Source organism: Rothia sp. 32237D007AR (genome assembly GCF_053544675.1).
Genome location: NZ_JBPPUO010000011.1, coordinates 1 through 25634 on the forward strand (window position 1 = coordinate 1; position 25634 = coordinate 25634).

Genomic DNA, 25634 nt, shown 5'->3' on the forward strand with positions numbered 1-25634 from the left:
TGCCTATTCCGCCACCCGCGCAAGGTGTCTTACACGTCTTTTTCCAAAGCCGTGCTGGCAACGAGTAATAACTATACACAAGATAGAGCAGGTTCGCAAACTAGGTCCAGCCCCCTCCCACCACAGGCACTCCCCTGCTCGACCTTAATAGAGACCGAGCTTTACCATAGTGATATGAATAACGAAAATTTGACTCAAGAAGAAGCTGCCCTCCGCGCCCAAACCATCAATGTTGAAACCTACGATGTGCATGTTGACCTCACCCATGCAACCTCTGACTTTGATACCTACCCGGTAGCCACCACCATACGATTTACTGCTACCGAAGGCGCTAGCACTTTTATCGACTACATCCATCAATCAGTTGACTCAGTCAAACTCAACGGAACCCCACTGCCTCTTAATGAAGTAGTTGAAGGGTCCCGTATTATTCTGCCGGAGCTAGCAGAAGAAAATACCCTGACCATTAAAGGCCGCTCCTACTTTAGTCGTTCAGGTGAAGGCCTACACCGCTACATCGACCCCGCCGATGGCAAGATTTACATCTACACCCAGTACGAACCAGCAGACTGCCGCCGAGTCTTCCCCAACTTCGAACAACCCGACCTCAAAGCTGTTTTTAACTTCCGTATTACGGCTCCCAAGAGCTGGGTGGTGAGCTCTAATGGTGAGTTGGATCGGGAGATTGATGATCCGTCTGATTCTTCTATCTCTAAGCGGGTCTTCAAGCCCACTGCCCGTATCTCCACCTACATCACCGCTATTGTGGCCGGCGAGTACTTTACTGCTTTTGACACCTACACTCCCGCCTCCGCCGTTAACTCCGGGAAGATCCCGCTAGTTGCCTACTGCCGTCAGTCCCTCAAAGAGCATTTTGACTACCAGAACATTTTTACCGTGACCAAACAGGGCCTAGATTTCTTCCAGGATCTCTTTGACTACGCCTACCCCTACCCCAAGTACGAACAGGCCTTTGTGCCCGAGTACAACCTGGGGGCCATGGAGAATCCCGGGCTGGTGACCTTCACCGAGGGCTACATTTTTGTCTCCGGGGCTGACGAGTCCCAGCTTGAGGGCCGGGCCAATGTCATCTGCCACGAGATGAGCCACATGTGGTTCGGTGACCTAGTCACCATGAAATGGTGGAACGACCTATGGGTCAAGGAGTCCTTCGCTGACTTCATGGGGCACCTAGGAGCCGCTGAAGCCAATGGGTATAAGGACGCCTGGGTCACCTTCGCCAACTCCCGTAAAGCATGGGCCTACCGGCAGGACCAGCTACCGACCACCCACCCCATTGTGGCTGACATCCCCCACCTTGAAGCCGCCCGCCAGAACTTCGACGGTATTACCTACGCAAAGGGTGCGAGCGCTCTGAAGCAGTTGGTTGCTTATGTGGGGTTTGATCAGTTTATTGAGGCTGCGCGGGTGTATTTTAAGCGGTTTGAGTGGGGTAATACGACTCTTGATGATTTTTTGGGTGTGCTTGATGAGGTTTCTGATCGTGATGTGCGTACGTGGGCTGAGGCGTGGTTGATGACGAGTGGTTTGTCTGAGTTGTGGTGTGAGCGTGTTGTAGGGGGTGGTGGTTCTGCCGGGTTGGTAGTGCGTCAGAAGTTGCCGGTGGGTGTGCCTGCTGGGTTGGGGCGTCCGCATTTGTTGAAGGTTGCCCTGTTTGAGTCTGAGGGTGGGTGTCTTGTGCCGATGGGTGTGGTGTCGGTTGATATTCCTGTGGGTCAGGGTGAGGTGTTGGTTGGGTTGAGTGAGCGGGAGCGGGCTCTTGTGGGGGCTGCTGATGTGGTTTTGCTCAATGCTGAGGATTTGACGTATGCGAAGGTTGCTTTGTCTGAGGCTGATGGGCTTGAGTTTGTTTTGTCTCAGGTGTCGTCGGTGGAGGATGCTCTGTCGCGGGGTTTGTTGTGGGGTAGTTTGTGGAATATGGTGCGTGATGGCAGGCTTGCTAGCGGCCGGTTTGTGTTGGCTGTGGGGCAGGCTGCTGCTGTGGAGCCGTCTGCTACTTTGTTGTCGAATATTGTGGATCAGGCGCAGGCTGCGATTTCTTTGTATACCCCGGCTGGGGCTCGTGGTGAGTTGTGGGATGCCTTGTATGTTGCTTTGTCTGAGGCTCTTTCTGGTGTGGAGGAGGGTAGTGATGAGCAGTTGATTTTGGTGCGTGCGCTTTTGGCTCTTGCGGCGCATTCTCAGTTGGGTCTTGAGTTTGCTCAGGATGTGGCCCGGGGTGCCAGCGGGCAGGTTGAGGGTTTTATTGCTGATGTTCCTGGGATGGGTTATAACCAGACTTTGGGGTGGAAGGCTTTGGGGGCGCTTGCGGTTCAGGGTGCGGTGACGGGGCAGGAGTTGGGTGAGGCTCGGTTGTTCCGTCCTTCTGCTACGGCTGAGCGTGGTTATGCTTTTGCGGTTGCTGCCCTGCCGGTGGCGGCTGCTAAGCAGGCTGCGTGGAGTTTGGTGACTGAAGATATGGGTCTCTCTAATGAGTTGTTGTCGGCTAGTGCCGCTGGTTTCCAGCAGGGGCCTGAGGAGCTGCGGGTTGGTTACCGGGATGCTTTCTTTGAGCTTCTGGCTCCCACGTGGGCTTCTCGTACTGGGGGTATGGCTACTCGTCTTATTCGTGGTCTCTACCCGGTGGTAGAGCTGGCAGAGGGCACTGTGGTGGACCACCCGGTCGTCCGTGCTACCGAGCGCTGGCTAACTGAGCATGCGGATGCCCCTACTGCCTTGGTGCGACTGGTGCGGGAGTTGCTTGATGATGCCGTCCGCACCCTGACTGCTCAGGCCTATAATGCATCTGCTGTTGAAGAGGGGGCGGGTAACTAGGTCTTTAGCTGAGAATCTACGCAGAAAGCCGGTTTTGGTGGGTAGCATTGCAAACCAAAACCGGCTTTTTCGTGAGAAGCTATAGGGAGTAACTTTTTGGGATAAGGAGCCTACTGTGACCGACTACGTACTGGGCGATCGTGGCACTGTGCAGGTCATTACCGATGACTTTTACGATGCAGAAATTCTTCAAATCTTTGAAGAACTCTTGATTGATCGTGAACGGGTCTGGAATGGTGAGGTTCGTCTTGTGCCAGAGCCGGATAACCCTTATCAGCCGCAGGCTATTGCGGTCTATGCGGATGATGTGAAACTGGGTCGTTTGTCTGCTGAGGATTCGGCTGCTTATTGGGGGCCGATTACTCGGGTGGTTGCTTCTGGTTATGATGCTATCGCTCGGTTGCAGCTTTCTGCTGTTTTGCGGGGGGTTACTGGTGAAACCCATATTGAAAGTAGTGGTCTGCTTTCTTTGAGTGCCCCTGGTTCTCTCTTTCCTCTCAATGATGCTCCTACTCAGGCGACTTTGCTTCCTCAGGGGCCTTCGATGAAGGTCTTGGATGAGAAAGACCATTCAGAATATTTGCATTCTATTTTGCCTGCTTCTGGTGAGGGTCGCGTTATTCTCTCCTTGGAGAATAATCAGATGAGGCACCCGGATGGGCGTGTGGTTGATTCCGTTGAGGTTTTTCATAATCGTAAGATGGTGGGGCGTCTTTCCACTCAGATTTCTGAGCAGTTAGCTCCTGTTATTCGTCATGCTTATGAGCACGATAAGCTCACCAGTGCTTGGGGTACTATTCGCGGTAATTCTTTTGAGCTTTCGCTGACGGTGCAGGCTGTGCGGGCTTCTGATATTCCTGCCCAGTGGTACCAGGATTTGCCGAATTATTTGCCTGAGCTTCTTCCGGTAGCCCCGTCGTATGAGGTTCCTGCGGCCTATAGGCCTACAGAGGGTGAATCGGCCCGTGGTAGTGCTTCTAAGAAGAAGCGTTCGCTCATGCCGAGCCGTCCAGTTGCAGTAGAGCAGGGTTCTTCTGAGTCTGGTGGAAGTAGGGTGGTTGGGGCCGTTAGTAGCTCTCATTCTCTGGGTCTTCAGCGTATTTCTGTGCTCCTTGGTCTTGTGGGTGGGCTTATTCTTGCTACGAGTTTGGTGCTTGTCTTTTTCAAGCCGCTTTTAGGTGTTCTTGGTATCGTGTTGGGCGCTTCTACTGCCTTTTTAGCCCTCTTTGTTGGTCGTGATAACAGTTATACCGAGGATGAAGTTTCAGCTGATCCGCTTGAGCATTAGGTGCTTGGAGCTAAGGCAGTGAGCATTTAGTATCTAGGTTTTTGATTAAAAGTGTAAGGGGAGCCCCGCCATGTGGTGGGGCTCCCCTTATTCTGTGCTCTCTTTATCGAGAGAATCTATCTGCCTTTAGTCTGAACCATAGGTAGCAATGTAGTTAGGCATGGTATCGGTTTGGAGGGCATGTGATAGTGAGCTGGTTGCTGCAGCGTCAAGTACCACGATGGACTGGCCATCCCAGGACCAGCCGGTGCCAGCGTTGGGGAGGGTCATAGAAACAAGCTGGGTGTTACCGTTAGAGAGAACCGGCTGAGCGATACCCACAATGGCTGAGGGTGAGAGGCCAGCATCGACCCGCATGTAGGGTGAAACAGATTCAATAACCTGCAGTAGCTTGTTGGCTGAGGCCAGAGCACCGTCTGCTTTCAGCTCGTTGTAGATACCGCGTAGGAAGGCGCGCTGGTTACGTACGCGCTGGTAGTCACCGTCCACAAAGTTATAGCGTTCGCGCACAAAGACGAGAGCCTGGCCACCGGTCATGGTTTGGGGCCCTGCCGCATAAGAATAACCAGGAGCTGAAGCGTTGAAAGCCAGCGGTACATTAACGGTGACCCCGCCGAGGGTATCGACCAGGGCTTTGAAGCCCTGGAAGTCGATTTCAGCCACGTGGTCCATTTGGATTCCCAGTAGCTGTTCAACGGTAGCGACCTGCAGGTCAACACCACCGTAGTTCAGACCCGCATTGACCTTATGGGAGCCGTAGCCAGGGATGTTAACCCAGGTATCACGCATGATGGAGATGAGGTAGGCGGCAGAGCCGTCCTCGGGGATGTGCAGCACCATGATGGTATCGGCACGGGCACCGGTAACATACTGGGCTTCAGCACCGGATCGCTGGTCAGAACCTAGTAGCAGGATGTCGGTAGCTGCAGTGTTGACCGGGCGTCCGGTTACAGCACCACCTTCGTAGATATCTAGAATTCCGTTACCGTTAGCATCACCTTCGGTGATGTTACTTTCTAAGGTGGCACCGGTTTCTTCGTTGACGATGGGAGTGTTTGAATGAGCAGCTTCATCGACCATGGCCTGCAGTTCTTCGCTGTGGAGGGAGCTAACAGAGCCATCTTCGTTCGGCATGGCGTGGTCAAAAGTCTCTGACTTGTTCCAGGCCTTGTTGATCATAAAGAGGTAGCTACCAAGAGCGATGACCGGGATGAGCAACAGAAGCAGCAGGGTAATCCAGAGGGCTTTTTTGCTTTTTTTCTTTGTAGGTTCTTCGTGGGCCGCGACGGACACGGTACCTCCCTAACTTCTCTCAAAAGGTGCACACTTCACCTCTACAGGCGGTGTGCGGAGTAAATCGAACCCAATTTTACGCAGTGAACCTACAAAAACACCCCATAACACGTGATAAACCACATGTTACGGGGTGTGATGTTAAGCCTGAAAAAGCTGGCTGTAAACTTAGGCCTTCTTGCCGAAGTTTGCGAAACGAGCGTTGAAGCGCTCAACACGACCAGCGGCGTCCATGATGCGCTGCTTACCGGTGTAGAAGGGGTGTGAAGCTGAGGAGATTTCAACTTCAACGAGGGGGTACTCGTTGCCGTCTTCCCACTTCTCGGTCTTCTGAGAAGTCATGGTTGACTTGGTCAGGAAGGTCTCGCCTGATGCGAGGTCGCGGAAGAGAACGTAGTTGTATTCAGGGTGGATGCCAGCCTGCATGATGTTTTACCTTCTTCGTGCCCTGGATTTTGCCAGTGCATATCTTGTTACTACCGGGGCGGGTGCCTGCCGGTGGTTGCGGTTTACAACCGAGGAACTACTCTACCACCTTTGGGCGGGTTTCCCAGAAGGCAACGGCTGAGGCGGCCGCTACATTCAAAGAATCCACCCCGTGACTCATTGGAATCATCACAGTGTGCTGGGTAGCGGCCAGGGTGGCCGGCGCTAAACCGTGCCCCTCAGTGCCCAGAATCAAGGCTAGTTTCTCGCACTGACGCTCTGCCAGTTCCGCCAGGCTCAAGGAATCGTCTTCCAGAGCTAGAGCTGCGGTGGTGAAACCTGCTGCGTGCAGAATCTCTAAAGCACCAGGCCAGGATTCTAAACGAGCCCAAGGAACCTGAAAAACAGTGCCCATAGAAACCCGGATAGAACGCCGATAGAGCGGGTCAGCACAGCGCGGGGTCACCAGCACCAGATCAATATCAAGGGCAGCAGCCGAACGGAAAATAGCCCCCACGTTTGTGTGGTCCACAATATCTTCCAAGATGGCAATACGCCGCACCCCCTCAAGCAGGGCACCTAAGGGGGCAGGCTGGGGCCGGGCCATAGCAGCAAGGGCACCACGGTGCAGAGCAAAGCCGGTGACCTGCTCCAGCTCGTCCTCACTTCCCACAAAGGCTGGAACCTCCGGGTGTTCTTGCAGCACATCATAGAGGTCATCAGCCCACTTTTCGCTCATCAAAAAAGAGAGCGGACGGTGCCCAGCCGCGAGCGCCCGCCGTATCACTTTAGAGGACTCTGCGATGTAAATTCCCCATTCGGGTTCTTTGACGGAGCGGAGTTTTACGTCGGTCAGTGAGGTGTAATGGCGGGTGGCCTGGGCCGGTGCCTGGCTGAGTGGCTGGGTGTTGGGTAGGGCTGTGATGCGGGCTGAGCGTTCTGCCAGCTGCTCGGGGGTGAGCTGTTTGGGTTTCATGCCGGGTTTTAGCGGGCGAAGGCTGAGTAGCGGCCTGAGTCGTGGATGGTCAGGTCGAGGTCTACCCCGTAGGTTGCTGAGATGTTTTCTTGGGTGATGGTTTCTTCGATGGGGCCTGCCGCTACGATTTCGCCTTCGCGCAGGAGCAGGGCGTGGGTGAAGCCGGCGGGGATTTCTTCGAGGTGGTGGGTGACCAGGATGGTTGCTGGGGCCTGGGGGTCTAGGGCGAGGTTGGTGAGGCGTTTGACGAGGTCTTCTCTACCTGCGATGTCCATGCCGGCGCCGGGTTCGTCGAGGATGAGCATTTCGGGGTCGGTCATGAGGGCGCGGGCGATGAGTACGCGCTTCTTTTCGCCTTCTGAGAGGGTGCCGAAGGCGCGGTTTGCTAGGTGGTCTACGCCCCAGTCTTCGAGGAGGTTTTTGCCTTGGTTATCGTCGAAGGAGTCGTATTCTTCTTTCCAGCGGCCTGCGACGCCGTAGGCTGCGGTGATGACGACGTTGAGTACGGTTTCGTCTGCGGGGATTTGGGTGGCCATGGGTGCTGATGAGAGGCCGATGCGGGGGCGTAGTTCGAAGACGTCGACTGCGCCGAGGATTTCGTCGAGGATGTCAACTTCGCCGCGGGTGGGGTGCAGTCGGGCTGCGGCGATGGATAGGAGGGTTGTTTTGCCTGCGCCGTTGGGGCCAAGGACGACCCAGCGTTCGCCGTCTTCGACGGACCAGGTGATGTTGTTGATGAGGTTTTTACCGCTTCGTGAGACAGTAACCTTATTAAGTTTGAGAACTGATGCCATGGTTCACAATTTTAGTAGATAATGGTGTCTATGAGTACTTCTGTGAATATTGTTGCTATTTCTCGTGCGGACGCCCCTCTTTTGGCTAGCGAGGAACAGCTAGTAACTGCCTTGCAGGCTGTTGAGGGGCTGGAACTTGAGTCGGGTTTGCTGATGGAGGTTCCTGCCTCGCATGTGGCCCGTGAGGCTGAGGGCCCGGCCTATTCGGTCTATCTTGTCTCTGCTGTCTGGAACCGTGGTGGTGTTGAGGATGCCCGCGGTGCCGTGGGCCTATTGGATGGGGCGCGCTCGCTGGGTTTTGATTTGAATGTGGTGCCTGCTGAGTTGGCGAATGATGAGAAGAAGCTGCTCATTATGGATGTTGATTCGACCCTGATTCGTCAGGAGGTCATTGATGAGCTGGCTGCTGCGGCAGGGCGCGGCGCTGAGGTTGCTGAGGTAACTGAGCGTGCTATGCGGGGGGAGCTTGATTTTGAGGCTTCTTTGCGTGAGCGTGTTTCTGCTTTAGCTGGCCTGGATGAGTCGGTGGTGGGTGAGGTTGCTTCTCAGGTGCTCTACTCCCCCGGTGCCACCAAGCTGGTTGAGGTTTTCTTGGCGGCAGGCCATGAGGTCTGTGTGGTCTCAGGTGGTTTTGTGCAGGTGCTTTCACCGCTAGCTGGCTACCTGAACCTTTCCAAGGCGCGGGCTAACGTCCTTGAGATTATCGAGGGTAAGCTCACGGGCAAGGTTACTGGTGAGGTCATTACCGGGGAGGTGAAGAAGGAGTCTTTGAAGGAGTGGGCTAAGGAGTTCGATATTAAGTCTTCCCAGACTATTGCTGTGGGTGATGGTGCTAATGATGTGCTCATGATTCTGGAGGCGCAGCTGGGTGTTGCTTTTAACGCTAAGACTGCTCTGCTTGATGTTGCTGATGCCCAGATTAATACTCTGCGCCTGGATGCGGTGCGCCACTTCGCCGGGCTCTAAAGCAGAACCCTGAAAAGTAAAAGGACGCTGGTAGGTGGCTACCAGCGTCCTTTTCTTATGTGTTTGTTCGGTAGGGAGGCTACTTGATGAAGCCGCCTGCCCCGCCAACTAGCTCGATGTGGCCGGTTTCAACATCGGCGGTGACCATCTTGGCAACTTCCTGGGCGAACTCGTTGACAGTGTAGAGCTTGCCGGCCTCTTCGCGGCGGGCCTCAATGGCGCCAGGGTGCAGGCGGTTAAGCAGGGCTGCTGTGACAGTACCCTCAATCATATCAGCAGAGACAACGACCAGGGAGATACCCTTTTCGGTCAGGGCAGGGATTTCTGCCAGGAGGGCGTCCTCACCGGCGCGCTTGGACTCAGCAACAGGCTTGTACTCGGGCATGGTCTCTACTTGGCGAATGAAGTGAGCCTGGTGGCTGGTCACAAAAACGATGCGGCCACCCTCGCTCATTTTCTCGGCAGCCAGGCGGGCTAGGCGCAGCTGGGAGTCGCGGTTCAGTACCATGGCGTAGTCATCGGGCATACCGGCTTCCATGCCACCAGAGGCGTTAAGAATCAGGTAGTCCAGGGAACCAAAGTTCTCGATGGCAGCATCAACTAGGGTAGCGGCGTCCTCAGCCTTGGTAACATCGCCCTGCACGGCAATGGCCTTACCGCCAGCTTCTTCAATGGCGGCAACAACCTTGGTGGCACGCGGTGCCTTAGAGCGGTAGTTGACGACGATGTTAGCGCCCTGGGCGGCAAGAATCTGGGCGGTGTCTGCGCCCACGCCGCGGGAGGAGCCGGTGATGATGATGGTCTTGTTCTGAAGTGGCATTCTTAGTCCTTATAAGCGTTGTACAAATGATGACTGCGGAGGGGATAGAGGGGAGCTACCGCCCTTGCTCTGGCGTATACACCAACTAGGCTACTCTTGTTGACCCGTTTAGTGCCCCATGCCCAGGCCGCCGTCAACAGGGATAACGGCACCAGAGATGTAAGCTGCGGCATCGGAGGCCAGGAAGAGGGCTACATCAGCAATTTCTTTGGGCTGGGCAAAACGGCGGGCGGGAATGGAGTCAGTGTACTGCTTTTTGAGGTCCTCAGGGAGGGTTTCGGTCATGTCGGTGGTGATGAAGCCGGGGGCGATGACGTTGGCGGTGATGTTGCGGGCGCCAAGTTCGCGGGTGATGGAACGGGCCATGCCCACAAGCCCTGCCTTTGAGGCAGAGTAGTTGACCTGGCCGGGGTTGCCGTAGAGGCCTACGACGGAGGAGATGAAGATGATGCGGCCGCCCTTATTTTTGAGCAGGCCCTTGGTGGCGCGCTGGGCTACGCGGAAGGCGCCGGTGAGGTTGGTGTCGATGACGGAGGTGAAGTCCTCTTCTTTCATGCGCATGAGCAGGGTGTCTTTGGTGATGCCTGCGTTAGCGATGATGGTGCCGATGGGGCCAAATTCTGCTTCGACGGTGGTGAAGGCTGCGTTGATGGAGGCGGCGTCGGTGACGTCTGCCTTGACGGCGAAGAATTCAGCAGGCGGTTCGCCGCTGCGGTAGGTGATGGCTACCTGGTAGCCTGCTTTTTTGAATTCGGTGGCGATAGCGTAGCCGATGCCGCGGTTGCCGCCGGTAATAAGTACGGTGGGGTTGGTCATTGTTTCACCTTGGTGTGGGGGTTTGTTTCTGCACCTATCTTACGCTGTTGTGTTTTGTGTGGTGGCCTCTTTAGAACAGATGCGTGTTATTTGGTACGGATAGTTCGGTTAAGGGTTGGGGTGGGTGTAAGGGGCGGGGGTAGACTGGTGGGGTGAGTTTGAGCCTGATGTGAGGGGTGCCTGTGGCGCAGAAGTTTTGGACGGCTGAGGATCTAAAGAAGGCCGGATACTCATCAGATGAGCCTGAAATTTTTGAAATCACCGCCGCTAGTGAACGCCAGTCTGCGGGTGTGAGTTCTAGGGCTAAGGCTTATGCCTTCAAAATGTTTTTGCGCCTTGTTTTTATTATTGCCGCAGTCATGGTTGATGGGTTCTGGCAGTGGATCTGCCTGGGGGTAGCAGCCATTATCCCCTGGATGGCAGTAACGGTAGCTAACGGTGACACCCCGCAGGGTAGCAAGGGGTTTTCTTCCATGCTGCCCCCTGAACAGCAAGCTGCTATTGAGGCAGCCCAGGCTGACCGTGCGGCCCGCACCGCCTCCTATAACAGTGCGGAGGCAACCAACCAGAGTAAAGACGATAAGACAGCGAGCGCTTGGCCCACAGATGCTAAGGGCGGCCCAGCAGGTGAGCCTGTAATGATTGAGGGTGATGTGCTGTGGGGCACTGAGGATGGTAAGGAGCAGTAAGTGGATATTTTAGGTTCTTTGAATCAGAGCCAGGCAGGTAAGAGCACCCAGGGCCCGGATTTTGTTAAGTGTAGCCGCAAGGGGTGCCAGGCCCAGGCTTGTTTTGAGTTGCTCTGGAATAACCCTAAGGTGCACACGGCAGACCGGCTCAAGAGCTGGGTGGCCTGTGAGGAGCATGTGCAGTTTTTGCAGGATTTTTTGGTGGCCCGTGGTTTTTGGAAGCAGACTCTTCCCCTGGGGTAGGTTGGTTGATTGTGAAGAAGTACGGTTTTTTGCTCTCTGGGCAGTGGGTTGGTCTGTTTGTGCTGACGGTGGTGGCCTCCTTGATATGCCTGTATTTGGCGAGCTGGCAGATGGGCCGGAAGGAGGCGCTAGATTTTTCTAATGAGCGTATTGTGCAGAACTATGATGCTGCCCCGCTGGATTTTGCTGATGATCCTGGCTTGTTTGCGTCCGCCCACCCTGAGTTGCGCTGGCAGCCGGTGAGAATCAGTGGCCGCTATCTGGGTGAGCACCAGTTATTGGTGCGTAATCGCCCTTATAAGGGGCTCAACGGTTTTGAGGTGCTGGTGCCTTTCCAGACAGATCAGGGCCCTATTGTGGTGGTTAACCGGGGGTGGATGGAGGCCGCATTTGGGGATGCTGGCTCTACTGCCCTACCGGTGCCGCAGGCTCCTAGTGGTGAGGTGACGGTGACGGTGCGCCTGGTAGAAGGGGAGGCTGATATGGGGGTTTCGTCTCTTGATGGGCAAATTAGCAGTATTGATCTGCCAGAGGTTGCCCAGCTGACTGGTTTGAGTGTTGATACGGCTAATTATGGTGTGCTGGCTTCTGAGAGCCCAGCGGCTGCCAGTGCCCCGATTGCTAAGGATAAGCCGGAGGAAGATTATGGGCCTAATCTGTCGTATTCGGTGCAGTGGTATTGTTTTGCGCTCATGTTCTATGTGGCCTATTTTTGGTCTGCCCGGCAGAAGGTGCGTAATGATGAGTTAGATGCTCAGGTTGCCGCAGAACTTGAGGCCTATTTTGGTCAGTTCTATGAGGCTGATGGCACCTATATTGGTGATGAGGATGAAGAGGTGATACGCCGCCGCATGGAGTTTGTGGATGATATGCCCGCGCATATGAAGTCCATTGTGCGCCCTAAGGTTGCTCGGCGTAGCCAGAAGGTGACCGATGAAGAGATTGAAGATGCCCTGCTCGATGAGGGGCTTGACCGGTAAACACAGAGCATTAGAACAGGTGTTCGATTCTGTGTTAAAGTGGTATTTTCACTCTGGCTAGCACTATTTTGCTTGAAGGATCGCACCATTATGATGGGTTATTCCCACTCTATTAGCGCAGCAGCAGCCTGGCTGGCTCTCAATGAGGTAGGGGTGCTGGGCATCGATGACCCCACAACCCTGGCTGTTACCACCTTGGCGGCAGCAGGGGCAGGAATGCTCCCAGATATCGACCACCACAACGGGACTATTGCCCACTCGATTCCGCCGGTAAGCCGTTGGATAGCGCTACTGGTGGCCCGGCTTTCCGGGGGGCACCGTAAGGGAACCCACTCCCTGGTAGGTTTGGCAGCTTTTTGGGCCTTAGCTTTCTTTGCCGACCGGCTCACCTATGCAGGTATCCCTATTCTGGCCCTAGCGCTGGCGGGTTTTGCTGGCGGCTTAGCCTTGCGCATTTTCAAGGCCCCAGGTGGGTGGCTGGGTGCCCTAGCAGTGATCGCTGGGACTATATACACTGATTCTCTTGCCCTGATGCCTTGGGCGGTTCTCACCGGGGCAACCGCCCATATTGTGGGTGATGCCCTCACTACCCGCGGGGTCAACCCCCTATGGCCCATGACCATCAAACCTCTAGTGCCCAGTAAGCTCTGGCGCAAGAGCGGTTACATGGCACTGCCCATCTTGGGGGATGCAGGTTCGGCCCGGGAAAATTTTCTCACCGCCACCCTCACCGTCTATATCGGGCTTTACCTCCTGGCCTTCTTCGGTTTCATGACCACCTACCCTGGCCAGCTCATAGGTAGCGTCTTCGCCGGCATCTAAGACCTCAAAATACGCTGAGGGCCCGGCACCTATAGGTACCGGGCCCTCATAGTTCACACAGATTACACGTCTAAAAAGTCACTTACAGTGGTAGGTGAAGAGGAAAAGAAGATGCGCACAACCTGGACGAGCAGGTGTTAGTCTTCAGTCCAAAATACGTCGACCTCTACGCCATCTTCTGAGATAAGGGGGTAGCGTACGTCGTGTGATTCCAGCATTGAATCGTCCTTTCAAACTTTTACCCAACAACGGTGTTGGTTCTCTGGTATTAATTCTCTGCGCCGCTTCGTCACTGAAGCGGTCTTCATCGAACCTATGGGAAGTTGACTTCCGCAACTAACCAATACTCTACGCCGTGAGGATAGGTAGATTCCAGCACACGCAGAACTTTATCATTTCGTTATATGTGCTTTTGTCGAAAAACCCACGAATCACATAGTCTCTCACCAAACAAGGTAGTGAAACCACAAGTGGGATTTCGTAAAAAACAGACACACAAGCCTATTTGTACGAACCTTTCATAATACCCTGATGCAAAGATGCCCCGCCCGGTCAGCACCGGGCGGGGCAATCGTCCGCACATCTTTACCTGCTGCACCTAGGCTAGGGAAATAAGATCCTGGTATTCCTTACTCCACAAATCTTCCACCGCATCAGGTAGCAAGAGCACACGCTCAGGGTCAAGAGCCTCAACAGCGCCCTCATCGTGAGAAACCATAACAATAGCGCCCTGATAGTTCTTCAAAGCATTCAAAATCTCTTCACGCGAAGCCGGGTCAAGGTTGTTCGTCGGCTCATCTAGCAGCAAAACATTAGCGGACGAAGCCACCAAGGTTGCCAACGACAAGCGAGTCTTCTCACCACCAGAGAGCACCCCTGCAGGCTTATCCACATCATCACCCGAAAAGAGGAAAGAACCAAGGATAGTACGAACCCGAGTATCATCAAGGTCAGGGGCAGCTGACTTCATATTCTCAAAGATCGTGCGATCATGATCAAGGATTTCATGCTCCTGGGCAAAGTAACCCACCTTCGCCCCATGACCATAAATAACCTCACCAGTATCAGGTTGAGTGCTCTTAGCCAGCATGCGCAGCAAGGTGGTCTTACCAGCACCGTTAAAGCCCAGCACCACCACACGCGAACCGCGGTCAATCGCCAAATCAACATCGGTAAAGATTTCTAGCGAACCATAGCTCTTGGAAAGACCGGTTGCAGAAAGAGGTGTCTTACCGCAAGGGGCAGGGTCAGGGAAGCGAATGGCGGCGACCTTATCAACCTGACGCTCATCTTCTAGGCCACGCATGAGCTTTTCAGCACGCTTAATCATCTGCTGGGCAGCTACCGCCTTAGTAGCCTTAGCGCGCATCTTATTAGCCTGATCCATCAGAGCTGAGGCCTTCTTCTGGGCGTTGGCGCGCTCGCGCTTGCGGCGAGCCTCATCCTGCTCGCGCTGTAAGAGGTAGTTCTTCCAGCCCATGTTGTAGATATCAATGACGCAGCGGTTGGCATCTAGATAGAAAACCTTATTGACCACCAGTTCCATCAGTTCAACATCGTGGGAAATGACTAGGATGCCACCCTGGTAGTTCTTCAAAAATTCGCGCAACCAGATCACAGAGTCAGCGTCCAGGTGGTTGGTGGGCTCATCAAGCAGCATGGTATCTGCATTAGCAAAGAGGATGCGGGCCAGTTCCACGCGGCGGCGCTGACCACCGGAAAGAGTTGAGAGGGGCTGGTTGAGCACACGCTCTGGCAGGTCAAGGTTAGCGGTAATGGTTGCAGCCTCCGATTCGGCAGCGTAGCCGCCACCGGCAATGAATTCAGTCTCTAGCCGGTCATAGCGGCGCATGCCCTTGGCGTGCTCTGCGGGGTCCTCGCTGGCCATCATCTCTTGGGCCTGGCGCATTTTGCGGGCTACCCCATCGAGGCCGCGGGCTGAGAAGATACGGTCTTTAGCAAGCTGGGTCATATCGTCGACTTTAGGGTCCTGGGGCAGGTAGCCGATGGTTCCCCCGCGGGTGACGGTGCCGTCAGCAGGTAGGGTGAGCCCGGCTAGCACCTTGGTCATGGTGGTTTTACCGGCGCCGTTACGGCCTACCAGGCCAACTTTATCGCCCTTGTCGATGCGGAAGGTGACGTCCTCCATGAGCAGGCGGGCGCCAGCTCGCAGTTCGAGGTTGTTGACTGACAGCACGGGTCTGCTCCTTGGGTAGGGGTCGGTTGGCCAGCTCTCTATCTTACCTGGCAGGTGAGGGATGGTCGATATGGTGAGGGGCTGTGGGTGTATGAGTGCGTGGGCTGGTTTTAATGCCGGATGAAAGATACCGATTTTGAACGGTGTTCAAAACAGGTTTATAGTAAGAGACATGACATCTACACAAACCTCCCCCCAGCACGCACGCGCCACAGCAAACCCCGGCCGCGACCTAGCCCTCATCGCAGTATTCGCAGCCTTCATCACCGTCTGCGCCCTCCTACCAGCCTTCCCCGTAGGCCCGGCAGCAGTACCGATTACCCTCCAAACCCTAGGCATCTACATCGCAGCCCTCACCCTCGGCGGCCCCCGCGCCGCCTTAGCTGTAGCCCTTTACGTCCTCGCCGGCCTACTTGGCCTGCCCGTCTTCTCCGGTGGACGCAGCGGACTAGGCACCATCGCGGCCCCCTCCTTTGGCTACCTAGTAGGCTTCATCCCCGGTGCCCTTGCCGCCGGTACCATCGCCTACACCGCCCTACGCCGCCGCCTGAACGGGGCCAGCCTTTTTGGGGCCTTCGTCCTAGCAGTACTAGCCGGATTTGTTCTCATCCAAATCTTCGGCATCATCGGCATGATAATCAACGCCCACCTTGACCTAGGCACCGCTGTAGGCGCCGCCCTCATCTACATCCCCGGTGACCTCATCAAGAGCCTGGTTGCGGTACTAGTAGCCCTGGCCGTACACCGTGCCTTCCCCACCCTGGCCCGCCGCTAGGTACGATAGAGCCTGTGTTCTTTTCTCGCTCTTCACGCACAGCCACAGCAAGCCCGTCGCCCCAGTTCACGGACGACGGGCTGCTTGCTACCTGCCAAGCCACCGTCACCGTTGATACCGGCACCGACCAACGCACCCTCCTACAGGGCATCACCGTAAAACTCACCTCCCCACGCACCGCCGTACTAGGCCTCAACGGGTCGGGTAAATCCACTTTTCTGCGCCTCTTCAACGGCCTCTCCCCCCTCACCTCAGGTGAAGTAAACGTGCACGGAGTCAGCCTTAGCCAGAACCTACCTGCGGTGCGCTCACGGGTAGGCATGCTCTTCTCCGACCCCGGCGCCCAACTGGTAATGCCCACCGGGGTTGAAGATGTTGAACTCTCCCTCCAGCACATCAAAGGTAAGGACGCCCGCCGCGCAGCCGCCCTGGATGCTCTAGCACAGCGCGGGGTTGAGCACCGCGCCTTTGACTCTGTCTACAACCTCTCCGGCGGTGAAAAACAACTCACTGCCCTAGCTGCCGTTCTAGCCGTAAACCCTAAAGTTCTACTGCTAGATGAACCCACCACTCTCTTAGACCTAAGGAACAGGTTAAGGTTCATTGATCTACTTGACGCCCTCCCCCAGCAGCAAGTCATCTCAACCCACGACCTAGACCTTGCTGCCACCTGCGACGAAGCAATCGTCATCCACCGCGGCCGGCTCCTGGCCCAGGGGCCAGCAGCAGATATCCTGGCAGACTACCAACACTGGTGCGCCACAGACTTCCCCACCCTACCCACACTAGATGAGCACCAGCGTCCTGACGGGGCTCAGGCATGAACATCGCCAACCAGCTCTTTGGCACCTACCAGCCCCTGAACACCCCCATACACCGGGCACCCCTCTGGGCCAAAGGAACCTTCATACTGGCCCTCACTATCTACCTGGCAGCCACCAGCCACTGGGCCTTCGGCCTGGCAGCCCTCACCCTGGTACTCACACTGGGGGCTCTAGCAAAAATTCCGGGGCGCACCTGGGTTCAAGCCCTAGCTTCCCTTGCCTGGCTACTGGTGATCTTGTCGGTCTACTACCTGGTCAGCGGCAAAACAGCCGCCGGGGCCGACGTCATTTTGACCCTACTGACCATGATTGCTGCCTCAAAGGTACTCCTCTGGTCCACCCCCATGCCGACTATCATTGACGGCTTCGTCTGGCTATGCACCCCCCTCACATGGGTAGGCGGCTCACCTGAACGCGTCGGACTGGCCCTAGCCCTGATGGTGCGCTCTATCCCGGTGATTATGGATAGCTGGCGGCTCATTCAGGCAGCAGTGACAGCCCGCGGCATAAAAGTCTCACAATTCCGGCTCTTCATCCCCCTAGTCATTGCAACAGTCGCCTACGCCCAGGAAACCGGCGACGCCCTGGCCGCACGGGGCCTTGATACACCATAAAGCCCTCAAAGGAGCAAGATGTCACCCAGGGGGCGACCATCGTGGTGGTGGCCCAGCGTATCGGTACGGCACGGGAGGCCGATAAGATTCTGGTACTTGATAAGGGCCGCCTGGTCGGCTCCGGCTCCCACACCGAGCCGATAGGAGCCCGCTCCTTCTCTATTGGTTACTGAATATTGGCGCCTGAACCTGCTGACCAGGCTAAAATATGTGTGATTGCACCTACACCTTCTCGCACAGTCACGAGGCGCTATGTCTAACTTTGCTTTTGTTTACCAGGCCCTGCCAGAGCTCTACCAGGATTGCGCCAAGGCCGAGGGCTATCGAGGGCTTGGTTGAGCACATCTACCGCGTGCGGGGCATCTACCGCCCTGAGCAAGCCACGCTGGCAACCCTGACCAGCAATGAGGCTTTCTCGGTATATCTCGACAATGACAAGCGCCTGAAGTTCAAGACCATCCGCCATCTGGGAAACGATGCAGCCCATAACTCCAGGAAGATTCTTTCTGAGCGGGACGCCGAGCGGGCGGTGACCGACCTATATCACCTGATGGTCTGGGGCGTGTATAACCATTCGGCAAACCCAGCCCTAGCTCCTATGGGTAGGGCTTTTGACCGCCAGCTGATTCCCACGCTGCGCCGTCAGGCGGAGCAGCGGGCCCTGACCCAGCAGCGCATGGCTGAGGCTGAGGCAGAACGCACAGCTGAGATGGAGAGGATAGCAGCTGAACACCAGGCGCGGGTGGATGCTATGGACGCCGAGCTGGAGCGTCTTCGCGCCCAGTTGGCTGAAGCCCAGGCGGCCAAGACCCTGCCAGATACCCACGACTACAAGGAGGCGGAGACCCGCGACTACTTCATCGACTTGCTCCTGGGAGAAGCTGGCTGGCCCCTTGCTCATAAGCGTGACCGCGAGTACCCGGTAACGGGGCTGCCCACTCCCAGCGGGTCGGGTCGGGTTGATTATGTGCTGTGGGGCAGGGACGGCCGCCCCCTCGGCGTGGTCGAAGCCAAGCGGACCCGGGAGTCAGTAGATATTGGCCGCGACCAGGCCAAAGCATATGCGGACGCGCTCCAGGCGGCAACCGGCGTCCGTCCAGTTATTTTCTATACCAACGGCTATACCCACTACCTGTGGGATGACGCTGCCGGTTACCCGCCGCGTGAGGTGCAGGGGTTCCTCACCGAGGATGAGCTGGCCCTCATGATAGAGCGCAGAACCAGCCGCCAGCAGTTGAGCGGGCAGCAGGTCAATACTGAGATTGCGGGGCGCGGCTATCAGTTGCGGGCTGTTGCGTCGGTGGCTGAGTCATTTGACGCCCGCCGCCGTAAGGCCCTGCTGGTGATGGCGACCGGTTCGGGTAAGACCCGCACAACCATCGCCCTGGTGGATTTGCTGTCGCGGGCTGGGTGGGTCAAGCGCGTGTTGTTCCTTGCTGACCGCACCGCCCTGGTCAATCAGGCGGTCAAGGCCTCCAAGGCTCACCTTCCTAACCTGGCTACAGTGAATCTGGTAGAAGATAGGCAGGCCAATGGCCGGGTTTTTGCCAGCACCTACCCCACCATGCTAAACATCATTAACCGCACCCGGGCCGAGGGCGAAGCTACCCTGCGCGAATTCGGTCCCGGCTATTTTGATCTGATTGTGGTCGATGAGGCTCACCGGTCGGTCTATGCCAAGTACAAGGCGATTTTTGACTACTTTGACGCCCTGCTGGTGGGGCTCACCGCTACCCCTAAGGACGAGGTTGATTTCAATACCTATGCTCTCTTTGACATGGAGGCCGGGGTCCCGACCGATGCCTATACCCTCGACCAGGCGGTCAGCGATGGTTATCTAGTGCCGACGCGGGGCTTTAGCGTGGGAACCCGTTTCTTGCGTGAGGGTATCCGTTATGATCAGCTGAGTGAGGCGGAGCAGGAGCAGTGGGAATCTGCCGACTGGGGTGATGCTGTGCCCGAAGAAATTACCAGCGAAGCCCTGAATCGTTTTCTCTTTAACGCCGATACGGTCGATAAGGTGCTGACCACACTCATGGAGCACGGCTACCGGGTAGCTGACGGTGAGTTACTAGGTAAGACTATTATTTTTGCTAAGAACCAGGCCCACGCTGATTTTATCTACGAACGGTTTAACGCGCTCTTCCCCGGCTACGGCGGCTCCTATGCCCAGGTAATTACCAACCGCACGTATGTGGCGGAGTCGGCGATTGAGAAGTTCTCGCAGCCGGAGTCTCTGCCCCGCATTGCCATTAGCGTGGATATGCTCGATACCGGCATTGATGTGCCCGAGATTCTGAACCTGGTCTTTTTCAAGCTGGTACGGGCCAAGACCGGTGATTCTGCCGCACTGGCCCGCACCAAAGAGGTGGCTCAGACCCTCGCCGAGAACCTGCTGACCAAGGCAGCGGTACCTGCCATCGCGGCCGTCCTGCCCTACCTGGAGCAACTGGCCGCAGATGACTGGTGGGTGGATGTCTCCCCTGCCCTGCTGGAGTTTATGCGCAAGAAGCTGCGCGGTGTCACCCACCTGCTCGATAAGGGCCAGAAGAAGATTGTCTACACCAATTTTCAGGACGAGCTTATCGAGCCGGTAGAGGTCGAGGTAGTGCGCACCCAGGTGGGTATGAACCAGGAACGGTTTGAGCAGAAAATGCAGGAGTACCTGCGCGAACACCTGGATGCGGTTGCTGTGCAGAAGGTTCTTCGCGGCAAGCAACTAACGGACGAGGATTTTGCGGCTCTGGCTGATCTGATTGATGCTTCGGGTATTGGTGGGCCGGCGAATGTGCAGGTGGCGCGTGAGTCCGGGGGTCTGGGTGTGTTTGTGCGCTCGCTGGTGGGTTTGAGCAGGGACGAGGCCCGGGCGGCTTTTGCGGTCTTTTTGGATGAGTCGCGGTATTCGGCGACGCAGATTCGGTTTGTGCAGCGCATTGTGGATGAGCTGAGTGAGAATGGCACGGTTGACCCGTCTCGTCTCTATGAGGACCCCTATGTGAGTTTGGGTGACCCGCTTGAGATGCTCGGAGACGATGACGCCTTTGAGATTGTTTCGATTCTCAACCGAATCAGGGCTACGGCCGAGGTAGCTTAAGAGTTATCTAGCCGAATCATAGCCATACGAACAGTTGTTTGAAGCGGGACAAGGTATTTTTCTAAGATTTCGTAAATTACTTCAGCATCTACAGCAAAATACTTATGAATCAGAAAATTTCTAAGCCCCACGATTGCAACCCAGTCTATATCTGGGTAATGAGCTGTTAAGTCTTTTGGCAGATGGTTCACAGCTTCCCCAATAATTCCGAGGTTCCGTTCGATAGCGTCTAACGCCATGTCTGAAAATTTTGGGTCTTTTAAATGGGCTGAGTAATCAAGACATGCGGAGATCGCGGTGGCGATCTCTTCAAGGCGAAAAATAGGTGAACGACTCATAGTGTTACTAGGTCTTTCTTAGATTCTACTGAGATTTTCTCTCGCAAAACCGTGGGCGTAACAACATCAACCCTGACGCCTAAGAGCCTCCTGAGGGATTCGGCTATTCCAGCGAGTTTCATGATGGTTGCGCCTTTGGTGTCGTCAATGTCAACCGTGATGTCGATGTCGCTCTGTGCATGAGCGTCCCCGCGTGCGACTGAACCGAAAAGCCTGGGATTGGTGGCTCCATACTTGCGGAAGATTGCGCCGATAGCATCGCTGTTATCAGCAATGAGTTTCTGTAGTCTCAGTGAATCTGCGCTGGCTGTCATGTTCCCTAGTCTACGCAAGGTTTTCTTCCCTGGGTAGGGGGTGCCTTGAGGCATAACCCCATAGACTTAGAGCTATGGCTATTGCAATCTCGGGCGAGACTAAATCGCGTATTGATCGTATTTGGAATGATTTTTGGTCGGGTGGTATTTCTAATCCGCTAGAGATTATTGAGCAGATGACCTATTTGCTGTTTATTCGTCGTTTGGATGATGCGCAGACTCGGGCTGAGAAGAAGGCTCGGTTGACTGGCCGCCCGGTGGAGAACCCGGTCTTTGGTGAGGGCCAGGAGCTGTTGCGGTGGCAGAATTTTAAGAATCAGGACCCGCAGGTCATGTTCGACCTGATGAATACTGGTATTTTCCCCTTTTTGCGGAATTTGGGGAGTCAGGTGGGTGGTGAGGCGTCCACTTATTCGCAGCATATGAAGGACGCTACTTTCCGTATTCCTTCCCCTGCCTTGTTGGCTAAGGTTGTTGATCAGTTAGATGCGATAGCTCTTGATGATCTTGATACGAGTGGTGACTTGTATGAGTACATGCTGTCAAAGTTGGCAACGTCGGGTACTAATGGCCAGTTCCGCACTCCGCGTCACATTATTGAGTTGATGGTGGCGATGATGGCCCCTGATGTTGAGGACGTCATTGTGGAAACTTTCACGCCACGATTGATACAAACGCGCGTGAACTACGATTTAGCCGCTTGATTGGTTCACTCAGAATTCCAATTCAGAATCTAGATCTTTCTGGAAATAAACAATTTTCTGATACCCATCGTTTCCCCGTCCTTCCTGGGGTAATAATGCCAACCAGCAGATCTCCAGAAGTCATCTGCGCCTTCTGAAAAAGCGATCAAAGGCCGATCGGGAAAGGCTTCAATCAACAGTCGAGCAAATTCGGCACCAAATCCCTGATTTCGATACTCCTCGCGAATCTCAAAGAACCAAATCTCCCTAACTTTCACTACTTCATCGATACCTATGTAGCTATCAGATAGATCCCAAAGCGTGATCTCAGCTCGACCAATCTCGGTGCCATTTAAACAGAGTTGCAGATAAGTGAACCCGCCCAGGCTGGTGTCACCGATTTTCCCTGCGCGGCCGTGCCACCAGTCGTTGTTGAACCCGCTAGTGCCGTACTCAAAAGGCGAAACGTAGTCCTGGGTCTGCTCTAGAATTTTTAGTTCAGCTTGATCCATAAAATAATGATAAAAAGGCCTACTGGTGGATACCAGCAGGCCGATCAAAGTTTCTTCCTAGGATTTGACATTGAGTGGCTGCTTGCTTCCGTCTCTGAACACGAATGTGACCTCACCTCCGGCAGCGACCGTTCCCGACTCGAGCATGGTAACCCGTAGGTAGGGGCTGAACTCAAGCTGGTCTCCCTCAAGGCCTTCGAGCTCCTGCTTGAAAAAACGGTAAGCAGCAAGCCGATGCTGCTTATCCTGAATCTGCTCAAGCAAAACACCATGAGCCGCCAACAGATCCTGATGCTTCTGATGCGCAGCATCAAAGGCACTCTGGTACTCATCCTGATCCTGAGCAACCCGAGCATTCCGGGCAATCAAATCCTCAAGCTGCTTAGAGGCCTTCTCAATCTGGCCAACAAGTCCAGCTGCCTCAATCTCCAGGTCGCTAGTATCTAAAATCTTCAACAAATCCAGCTCAAGCCCGGCATCCACACCGAGATTGAACCGTTGCTTCAGGGCTTCCATGAACATTGCCTCGAGACGCTTATTATCAATGTGTCCAGTAGTGCATTTCTTCTCGCCCGAGTACTTGTGTCCGCAGCGCCAGATGACCTTCTCGTACTTGGACCCAGCATGCCAGGTCTTAGCGCCAAAGTAGCTGCCGCAGTCCCCACAAACCAGGGTCGATGAAAACGGCCGGGTTCGATTACTGGACCGCTGAAACTTCGAGTGCTTGGCCAGCTCGCCGTTGACAAATTCCCATACGGCGGGATTGATGATGGCCTCGTGGTTTGCAGTCACGTAGTACTGAGGCACCTCCCCCTGATTCTTGATCTGCTTCTTGGACAAGAAGTCTCGGGTGTAAAACTTTTGGAGTAGCGCATCACCCTTGTACTTCTCATTACGCAAAATCGAGCGGATTGTCGTCGAGGACCAGTTCTTAGTACCTGCCGCTGTGAAGGTACCCGGCTCATCAGTCAAAGTCCTAGCGATGGCTCCTACAGACATGCCTTCTAGAAACATGGCAAAGATGCGCCGGACTAATGCCGCTTGCTGCGGATTGACCACCAAGTTTCCGTCCTCGCCTTTGTCATACCCCAAAAACCTTGAATACGGCACCGTCACTTTGCCATCTGCGAATCGCTTTCGATGGCCCCAGGTCACGTTCTCGCTAATTGAACGGGCTTCCTCCTGAGCCAAGGACGACATGATGGTAATCAGCAATTCGCCCTTCGCATCAAAGGTCCAGATGTTCTCTTTCTCAAAGTAGACCTCAACGCCCTTCTCCTTCAGTGAGCGGACGGTGGTCAGCGAGTCCACTGTATTGCGGGCAAAACGAGAGACGCTCTTGGTGATGATGAGGTCTATTTTCCCGGCCAAGGCATCGGCAACCATGGCTTGAAACCCTGCTCTATGTTTAGTTGAAGTACCGGTGATGCCCTCGTCTGTGTAGACCTTTACCAGCTGCCAGCCGGTGTGGTTGGTGATGTAATTGGTGTAGTAGTCAACCTGGGCGTGGTAAGAAGTTATTTGATCATCGTGGTCTGTAGATACGCGGGCATAACCAGCCACTCTCCGAACCGATGCTTCAGATAGCGACGTCCCAGTATGCAGGGCCCTCGTGGCTGGGATTTGGGTGACAACGCGAGCCATTTAAGCTTCACCTGCTTTCTTCTGAGCTTGCCGTTTTGCTTCAGCTTCTCGCACTCGTACTTCTCGGAATGTCTGTGATGCCTTGGCGCGGCGTTCATCGTTCCAGGCCGCTTTGAGCTTTTTACTTCGCTGGGCCTTAGTTTCCTCGCTCATGTTCTGATGCACACGCCGGGCCATTGCGGAGCGTTCTTCGGCACTGCGTTTGGCCCACATAGCCTTATTTCGTTCAGACAGTGCTTTGCGGCGTTCGTCTGTCCAGGCAGCACGCATGTTTGCTCGCCCTTGTGCATTGACCTTTCGCCTGGGTTTCTTGTTCCGGGCTCGGGCTTCTGCACGGCGGGCAAGAATCCTTTCCCTGTACTCAGGGTCCTGCCATAACTCCTTATGACGCTGGCTCCAGGCCTTCTTACGATCTTCGGTCCACTGTCTCTTCTTGAGATCGGAGACCCAGGTCTGTTCTTTTTGCTGGCCATCTCGGAAGATAATCTGCATCTTCTGGTCAGTGCACATGATGATTTGCTCGACACGTTGTTCGAAGACATTCTCATCAAACTCTTTGATGCCCAGTGCTAGGGCCAGCTGCTCTTGCAAGATAATTTCAGGAATGATTTTGGACTGACAGTCCTTGCTCTGTCCCGGCGTTCTCTTATCCCGGTTGGTGCGGCAAATCCACACGTATTTGACCTCACCCTGGGTATTTTTCTTGCCTGAGCGTGAATATGACCGGCCGCATATTCCGCATTTGACTCTGGATGTGAAGCAGGTGGTGGGTATGGCCCAGTTGGCTCTTGCCCCTAGCTCCCGGCGGCGCTGTCGTTCTTCCTGGACCTGGTCAAAGAGGCTTCGGTCAATGATGGCAGGCACTGCATTGTCCACTCGATACAGGGGCTTCTCACCTTGATTGATGACCGAGTGTTTGCCTAGTTCTGGGCTATGGTGGCGGCCCAGGGTCATGGTTCCGGTAAAAATTTCTGCTCGTAGCCAGGACCGGATGACTTCAGGGGCGATGGGTTCACCGCTGCGGCCGATGATTCCTTCTGCTTCGAAGATTTCTGACATGGTTTCGCAGGAGACTTCGTCGAGGTAGAGCTTGTAGATGCGGCGTACTAGAGCAGCCTCCTCCTCGATAATTTCGACATCGGTGCCGTCCGGTGAGCTGGTGTAGCCGTAGTGGCGGAAGCCATTGGCGAGTCCTTGCTCGAATTGTTTCTCGACCCGCCATTTCACGTTGGCTGAGAGTTGTTCAGATTCTGCCTGGGCAAAGGAGGCCAGCAAGGTCAGCATGAATTCGCCATCTGAATTCAAGGAGCTGATTCCCTCTTTTTCGAAGCGTACGTCAACGCCGAGGTCTTTGAGCTCTCGGACTATCTGCAGAAGGTCTACGGTGTTGCGGGAAAACCTGGATATGGACTTTGTCAGAATGATGTCGATGTTTCCTGCCCGTGCCTCATCGAGCATCTGCTGGAATTGGGGCCGGTTGGTATTTGTACCGGTCAGACCTGAGTCAGCGTAGACCCCTGCGAAAGACCATCCTGGGGTCGAGTCGATCAGGGTCTGGTAGTGGGAAATCTGAGCTGAGAGGCTCAGCGGTGTGCGCTCAGTTTCGAAGCTAATCCGGGCATATGCAGCAACCTGCACTAGCCCTTTTGTTGCTTGCGGGGCTGGGGTGATTCGCTCCATTCGTTTCATCA

The 25634-nt window shown here is 55.1% G+C and carries 25 protein-coding genes; 13 read left to right on the forward strand and 12 right to left on the reverse strand.

Annotated features, from left to right (window positions below; genetic code table 11):
* Positions 1-174: 174 nt before the first annotated feature.
* Entirely contained in the window at positions 175-2835 is a 2661-nt protein-coding gene (gene pepN, locus ACED87_RS07460) for an aminopeptidase N (protein ID WP_449083983.1), read from the forward strand.
* 115 nt (positions 2836-2950) lie between these two features.
* Entirely contained in the window at positions 2951-4123 is a 1173-nt protein-coding gene (locus tag ACED87_RS07465; protein ID WP_449083985.1) for an HIRAN domain-containing protein, read from the forward strand.
* 126 nt (positions 4124-4249) lie between these two features.
* Here ACED87_RS07465 and ACED87_RS07470 read toward each other — a convergent pair whose 3' ends face one another.
* The 4 genes from ACED87_RS07470 to ACED87_RS07485 all read right to left on the reverse strand — a co-directional run bounded on the left by ACED87_RS07470 (position 4250) and on the right by ACED87_RS07485 (position 7612).
* The gene (locus ACED87_RS07470) at positions 4250-5416 is read right to left on the reverse strand and encodes an LCP family glycopolymer transferase (RefSeq protein ID WP_449083987.1); all 1167 of its coding nucleotides are present in this window, start codon (positions 5414-5416) and stop codon (positions 4250-4252) included.
* Between the two features lie 168 nt (positions 5417-5584).
* Positions 5585-5842, reverse strand: coding sequence for a type B 50S ribosomal protein L31 (locus tag ACED87_RS07475; protein ID WP_083091002.1), 258 nt, complete (start codon positions 5840-5842; stop codon positions 5585-5587).
* 97 nt (positions 5843-5939) lie between these two features.
* Entirely contained in the window at positions 5940-6818 is an 879-nt protein-coding gene (locus ACED87_RS07480; protein WP_449083989.1) for a TrmH family RNA methyltransferase, read from the reverse strand.
* Between the two features lie 8 nt (positions 6819-6826).
* The gene (locus ACED87_RS07485; RefSeq protein WP_449083991.1) at positions 6827-7612 is read right to left on the reverse strand and encodes an ABC transporter ATP-binding protein; all 786 of its coding nucleotides are present in this window, start codon (positions 7610-7612) and stop codon (positions 6827-6829) included.
* A 30-nt stretch (positions 7613-7642) separates the two neighbouring features.
* On the opposite strand from ACED87_RS07485, the gene serB reads away from it, so the two are divergent.
* The gene (gene serB, locus ACED87_RS07490; RefSeq protein WP_449083993.1) at positions 7643-8578 is read left to right on the forward strand and encodes a phosphoserine phosphatase SerB; all 936 of its coding nucleotides are present in this window, start codon (positions 7643-7645) and stop codon (positions 8576-8578) included.
* A 79-nt stretch (positions 8579-8657) separates the two neighbouring features.
* Here serB and ACED87_RS07495 read toward each other — a convergent pair whose 3' ends face one another.
* Together ACED87_RS07495 and ACED87_RS07500 are read right to left on the reverse strand one after the other, a co-directional pair.
* A complete protein-coding gene (locus ACED87_RS07495) occupies positions 8658-9398 on the reverse strand; it encodes an SDR family oxidoreductase (RefSeq protein WP_449089795.1) in 741 nt (246 codons plus the stop codon).
* 108 nt (positions 9399-9506) lie between these two features.
* The gene (locus tag ACED87_RS07500; protein ID WP_449083997.1) at positions 9507-10214 is read right to left on the reverse strand and encodes a beta-ketoacyl-ACP reductase; all 708 of its coding nucleotides are present in this window, start codon (positions 10212-10214) and stop codon (positions 9507-9509) included.
* A 182-nt stretch (positions 10215-10396) separates the two neighbouring features.
* Between ACED87_RS07500 and ACED87_RS07505 the strand changes: the two genes are divergently transcribed.
* The 4 genes from ACED87_RS07505 (at position 10397) to ACED87_RS07520 (ending at position 12948) form a co-directional block, all read left to right on the forward strand.
* Positions 10397-10903, forward strand: coding sequence for a DUF3099 domain-containing protein (locus tag ACED87_RS07505; RefSeq protein WP_449089796.1), 507 nt, complete (start codon positions 10397-10399; stop codon positions 10901-10903).
* On the forward strand, positions 10904-11146 hold the full coding sequence (locus ACED87_RS07510; protein ID WP_449083999.1) for an acetone carboxylase: 243 nt from the start codon (positions 10904-10906) through the stop codon (positions 11144-11146).
* Positions 11147-11157: 11 nt separating this feature from the next.
* Positions 11158-12126 carry an SURF1 family cytochrome oxidase biogenesis protein gene (locus ACED87_RS07515; protein ID WP_449084001.1) on the forward strand — a complete coding sequence of 323 codons (969 nt, stop codon included), beginning with the start codon at positions 11158-11160 and terminating at the stop codon, positions 12124-12126.
* Between the two features lie 90 nt (positions 12127-12216).
* Positions 12217-12948, forward strand: a complete 732-nt coding sequence (locus ACED87_RS07520) for a metal-dependent hydrolase (RefSeq protein ID WP_449084003.1) — start codon at positions 12217-12219, stop codon at positions 12946-12948.
* A gap of 598 nt (positions 12949-13546) precedes the next feature.
* Here ACED87_RS07520 and abc-f read toward each other — a convergent pair.
* On the reverse strand, positions 13547-15145 hold the full coding sequence (gene abc-f, locus ACED87_RS07525; RefSeq protein ID WP_449084004.1) for a ribosomal protection-like ABC-F family protein: 1599 nt from the start codon (positions 15143-15145) through the stop codon (positions 13547-13549).
* Between the two features lie 172 nt (positions 15146-15317).
* Here abc-f and ACED87_RS07530 point away from each other — a divergent pair, with 172 nt between their 5' ends.
* The 5 genes from ACED87_RS07530 (at position 15318) to ACED87_RS07550 (ending at position 20452) form a co-directional block, all read left to right on the forward strand.
* The gene (locus ACED87_RS07530) at positions 15318-15920 is read left to right on the forward strand and encodes a biotin transporter BioY (protein ID WP_449084006.1); all 603 of its coding nucleotides are present in this window, start codon (positions 15318-15320) and stop codon (positions 15918-15920) included.
* Between the two features lie 14 nt (positions 15921-15934).
* Positions 15935-16744 (forward strand): energy-coupling factor ABC transporter ATP-binding protein, encoded by an 810-nt coding sequence (locus ACED87_RS07535; RefSeq protein ID WP_449084007.1) that lies wholly within the window; start codon positions 15935-15937, stop codon positions 16742-16744.
* Complete coding sequence (locus ACED87_RS07540; RefSeq protein WP_449084009.1) at positions 16741-17358, forward strand: energy-coupling factor transporter transmembrane component T family protein; 618 nt, start codon at positions 16741-16743, stop codon at positions 17356-17358. The genes ACED87_RS07535 and ACED87_RS07540 overlap by 4 nt, the downstream gene beginning before the upstream one ends.
* A 41-nt stretch (positions 17359-17399) precedes the next feature.
* Positions 17400-17531 (forward strand): hypothetical protein, encoded by a 132-nt coding sequence (locus ACED87_RS07545; RefSeq protein ID WP_449084011.1) that lies wholly within the window; start codon positions 17400-17402, stop codon positions 17529-17531.
* 158 nt (positions 17532-17689) lie between these two features.
* Positions 17690-20452 carry a type I restriction endonuclease subunit R gene (locus ACED87_RS07550; RefSeq protein WP_449089797.1) on the forward strand — a complete coding sequence of 921 codons (2763 nt, stop codon included), beginning with the start codon at positions 17690-17692 and terminating at the stop codon, positions 20450-20452.
* Here the strand turns inward: ACED87_RS07550 and ACED87_RS07555 are convergent.
* Entirely contained in the window at positions 20449-20790 is a 342-nt protein-coding gene (locus ACED87_RS07555; RefSeq protein ID WP_449084014.1) for a HepT-like ribonuclease domain-containing protein, read from the reverse strand. The genes ACED87_RS07550 and ACED87_RS07555 overlap by 4 nt on opposite strands.
* Positions 20787-21104 carry a nucleotidyltransferase family protein gene (locus ACED87_RS07560; RefSeq protein WP_449084015.1) on the reverse strand — a complete coding sequence of 106 codons (318 nt, stop codon included), beginning with the start codon at positions 21102-21104 and terminating at the stop codon, positions 20787-20789. Before ACED87_RS07560 ends, ACED87_RS07555 begins: the two co-directional genes overlap by 4 nt.
* Positions 21105-21178: 74 nt before the next feature.
* Here ACED87_RS07560 and ACED87_RS07565 point away from each other — a divergent pair, with 74 nt between their 5' ends.
* The gene (locus ACED87_RS07565) at positions 21179-21808 is read left to right on the forward strand and encodes a type I restriction-modification system subunit M N-terminal domain-containing protein (RefSeq protein ID WP_449089798.1); all 630 of its coding nucleotides are present in this window, start codon (positions 21179-21181) and stop codon (positions 21806-21808) included.
* A gap of 29 nt (positions 21809-21837) precedes the next feature.
* Here the strand turns inward: ACED87_RS07565 and ACED87_RS07570 are convergent, their stop codons facing one another.
* From ACED87_RS07570 to ACED87_RS07580, 3 genes are read right to left on the reverse strand one after another with little or no spacing between them, the layout of a single operon-like run.
* Complete coding sequence (locus ACED87_RS07570; protein WP_449089799.1) at positions 21838-22347, reverse strand: GCN5 family acetyltransferase; 510 nt, start codon at positions 22345-22347, stop codon at positions 21838-21840.
* A 9-nt stretch (positions 22348-22356) separates the two neighbouring features.
* Positions 22357-23943, reverse strand: a complete 1587-nt coding sequence (locus tag ACED87_RS07575; protein ID WP_449089800.1) for a recombinase family protein — start codon at positions 23941-23943, stop codon at positions 22357-22359.
* Complete coding sequence (locus ACED87_RS07580) at positions 23944-25632, reverse strand: recombinase family protein (RefSeq protein WP_449089801.1); 1689 nt, start codon at positions 25630-25632, stop codon at positions 23944-23946.
* Between the last annotated feature and the right edge of the window lie 2 nt (positions 25633-25634).

What these genes read in the sequence shown, in the direction of transcription:
- ACED87_RS07555 (WP_449084014.1), bottom strand. Translation starts at nt 20,790, where the DNA reads ATGAGTCGTTCACCTATTTTTCGCCTTGAAGAGATCGCCACCGCGATC.
- ACED87_RS07495 (WP_449089795.1), bottom strand. Translation starts at nt 9,398, where the DNA reads ATGCCACTTCAGAACAAGACCATCATCATCACCGGCTCCTCCCGCGGC.
- ACED87_RS07560 (WP_449084015.1), bottom strand. Translation starts at nt 21,104, where the DNA reads ATGACAGCCAGCGCAGATTCACTGAGACTACAGAAACTCATTGCTGAT.
- ACED87_RS07565 (WP_449089798.1), top strand. Translation starts at nt 21,179, where the DNA reads ATGGCTATTGCAATCTCGGGCGAGACTAAATCGCGTATTGATCGTATT.
- ACED87_RS07500 (WP_449083997.1), bottom strand. Translation starts at nt 10,214, where the DNA reads ATGACCAACCCCACCGTACTTATTACCGGCGGCAACCGCGGCATCGGC.
- ACED87_RS07575 (WP_449089800.1), bottom strand. Translation starts at nt 23,943, where the DNA reads ATGGCTCGCGTTGTCACCCAAATCCCAGCCACGAGGGCCCTGCATACT.
- serB (WP_449083993.1), top strand. Translation starts at nt 7,643, where the DNA reads ATGAGTACTTCTGTGAATATTGTTGCTATTTCTCGTGCGGACGCCCCT.
- ACED87_RS07530 (WP_449084006.1), top strand. Translation starts at nt 15,318, where the DNA reads ATGACATCTACACAAACCTCCCCCCAGCACGCACGCGCCACAGCAAAC.
- ACED87_RS07580 (WP_449089801.1), bottom strand. Translation starts at nt 25,632, where the DNA reads ATGAAACGAATGGAGCGAATCACCCCAGCCCCGCAAGCAACAAAAGGG.
- ACED87_RS07475 (WP_083091002.1), bottom strand. Translation starts at nt 5,842, where the DNA reads ATGCAGGCTGGCATCCACCCTGAATACAACTACGTTCTCTTCCGCGAC.
- pepN (WP_449083983.1), top strand. Translation starts at nt 175, where the DNA reads ATGAATAACGAAAATTTGACTCAAGAAGAAGCTGCCCTCCGCGCCCAA.
- ACED87_RS07520 (WP_449084003.1), top strand. Translation starts at nt 12,217, where the DNA reads ATGATGGGTTATTCCCACTCTATTAGCGCAGCAGCAGCCTGGCTGGCT.
- ACED87_RS07485 (WP_449083991.1), bottom strand. Translation starts at nt 7,612, where the DNA reads ATGGCATCAGTTCTCAAACTTAATAAGGTTACTGTCTCACGAAGCGGT.
- ACED87_RS07480 (WP_449083989.1), bottom strand. Translation starts at nt 6,818, where the DNA reads ATGAAACCCAAACAGCTCACCCCCGAGCAGCTGGCAGAACGCTCAGCC.
- ACED87_RS07540 (WP_449084009.1), top strand. Translation starts at nt 16,741, where the DNA reads ATGAACATCGCCAACCAGCTCTTTGGCACCTACCAGCCCCTGAACACC.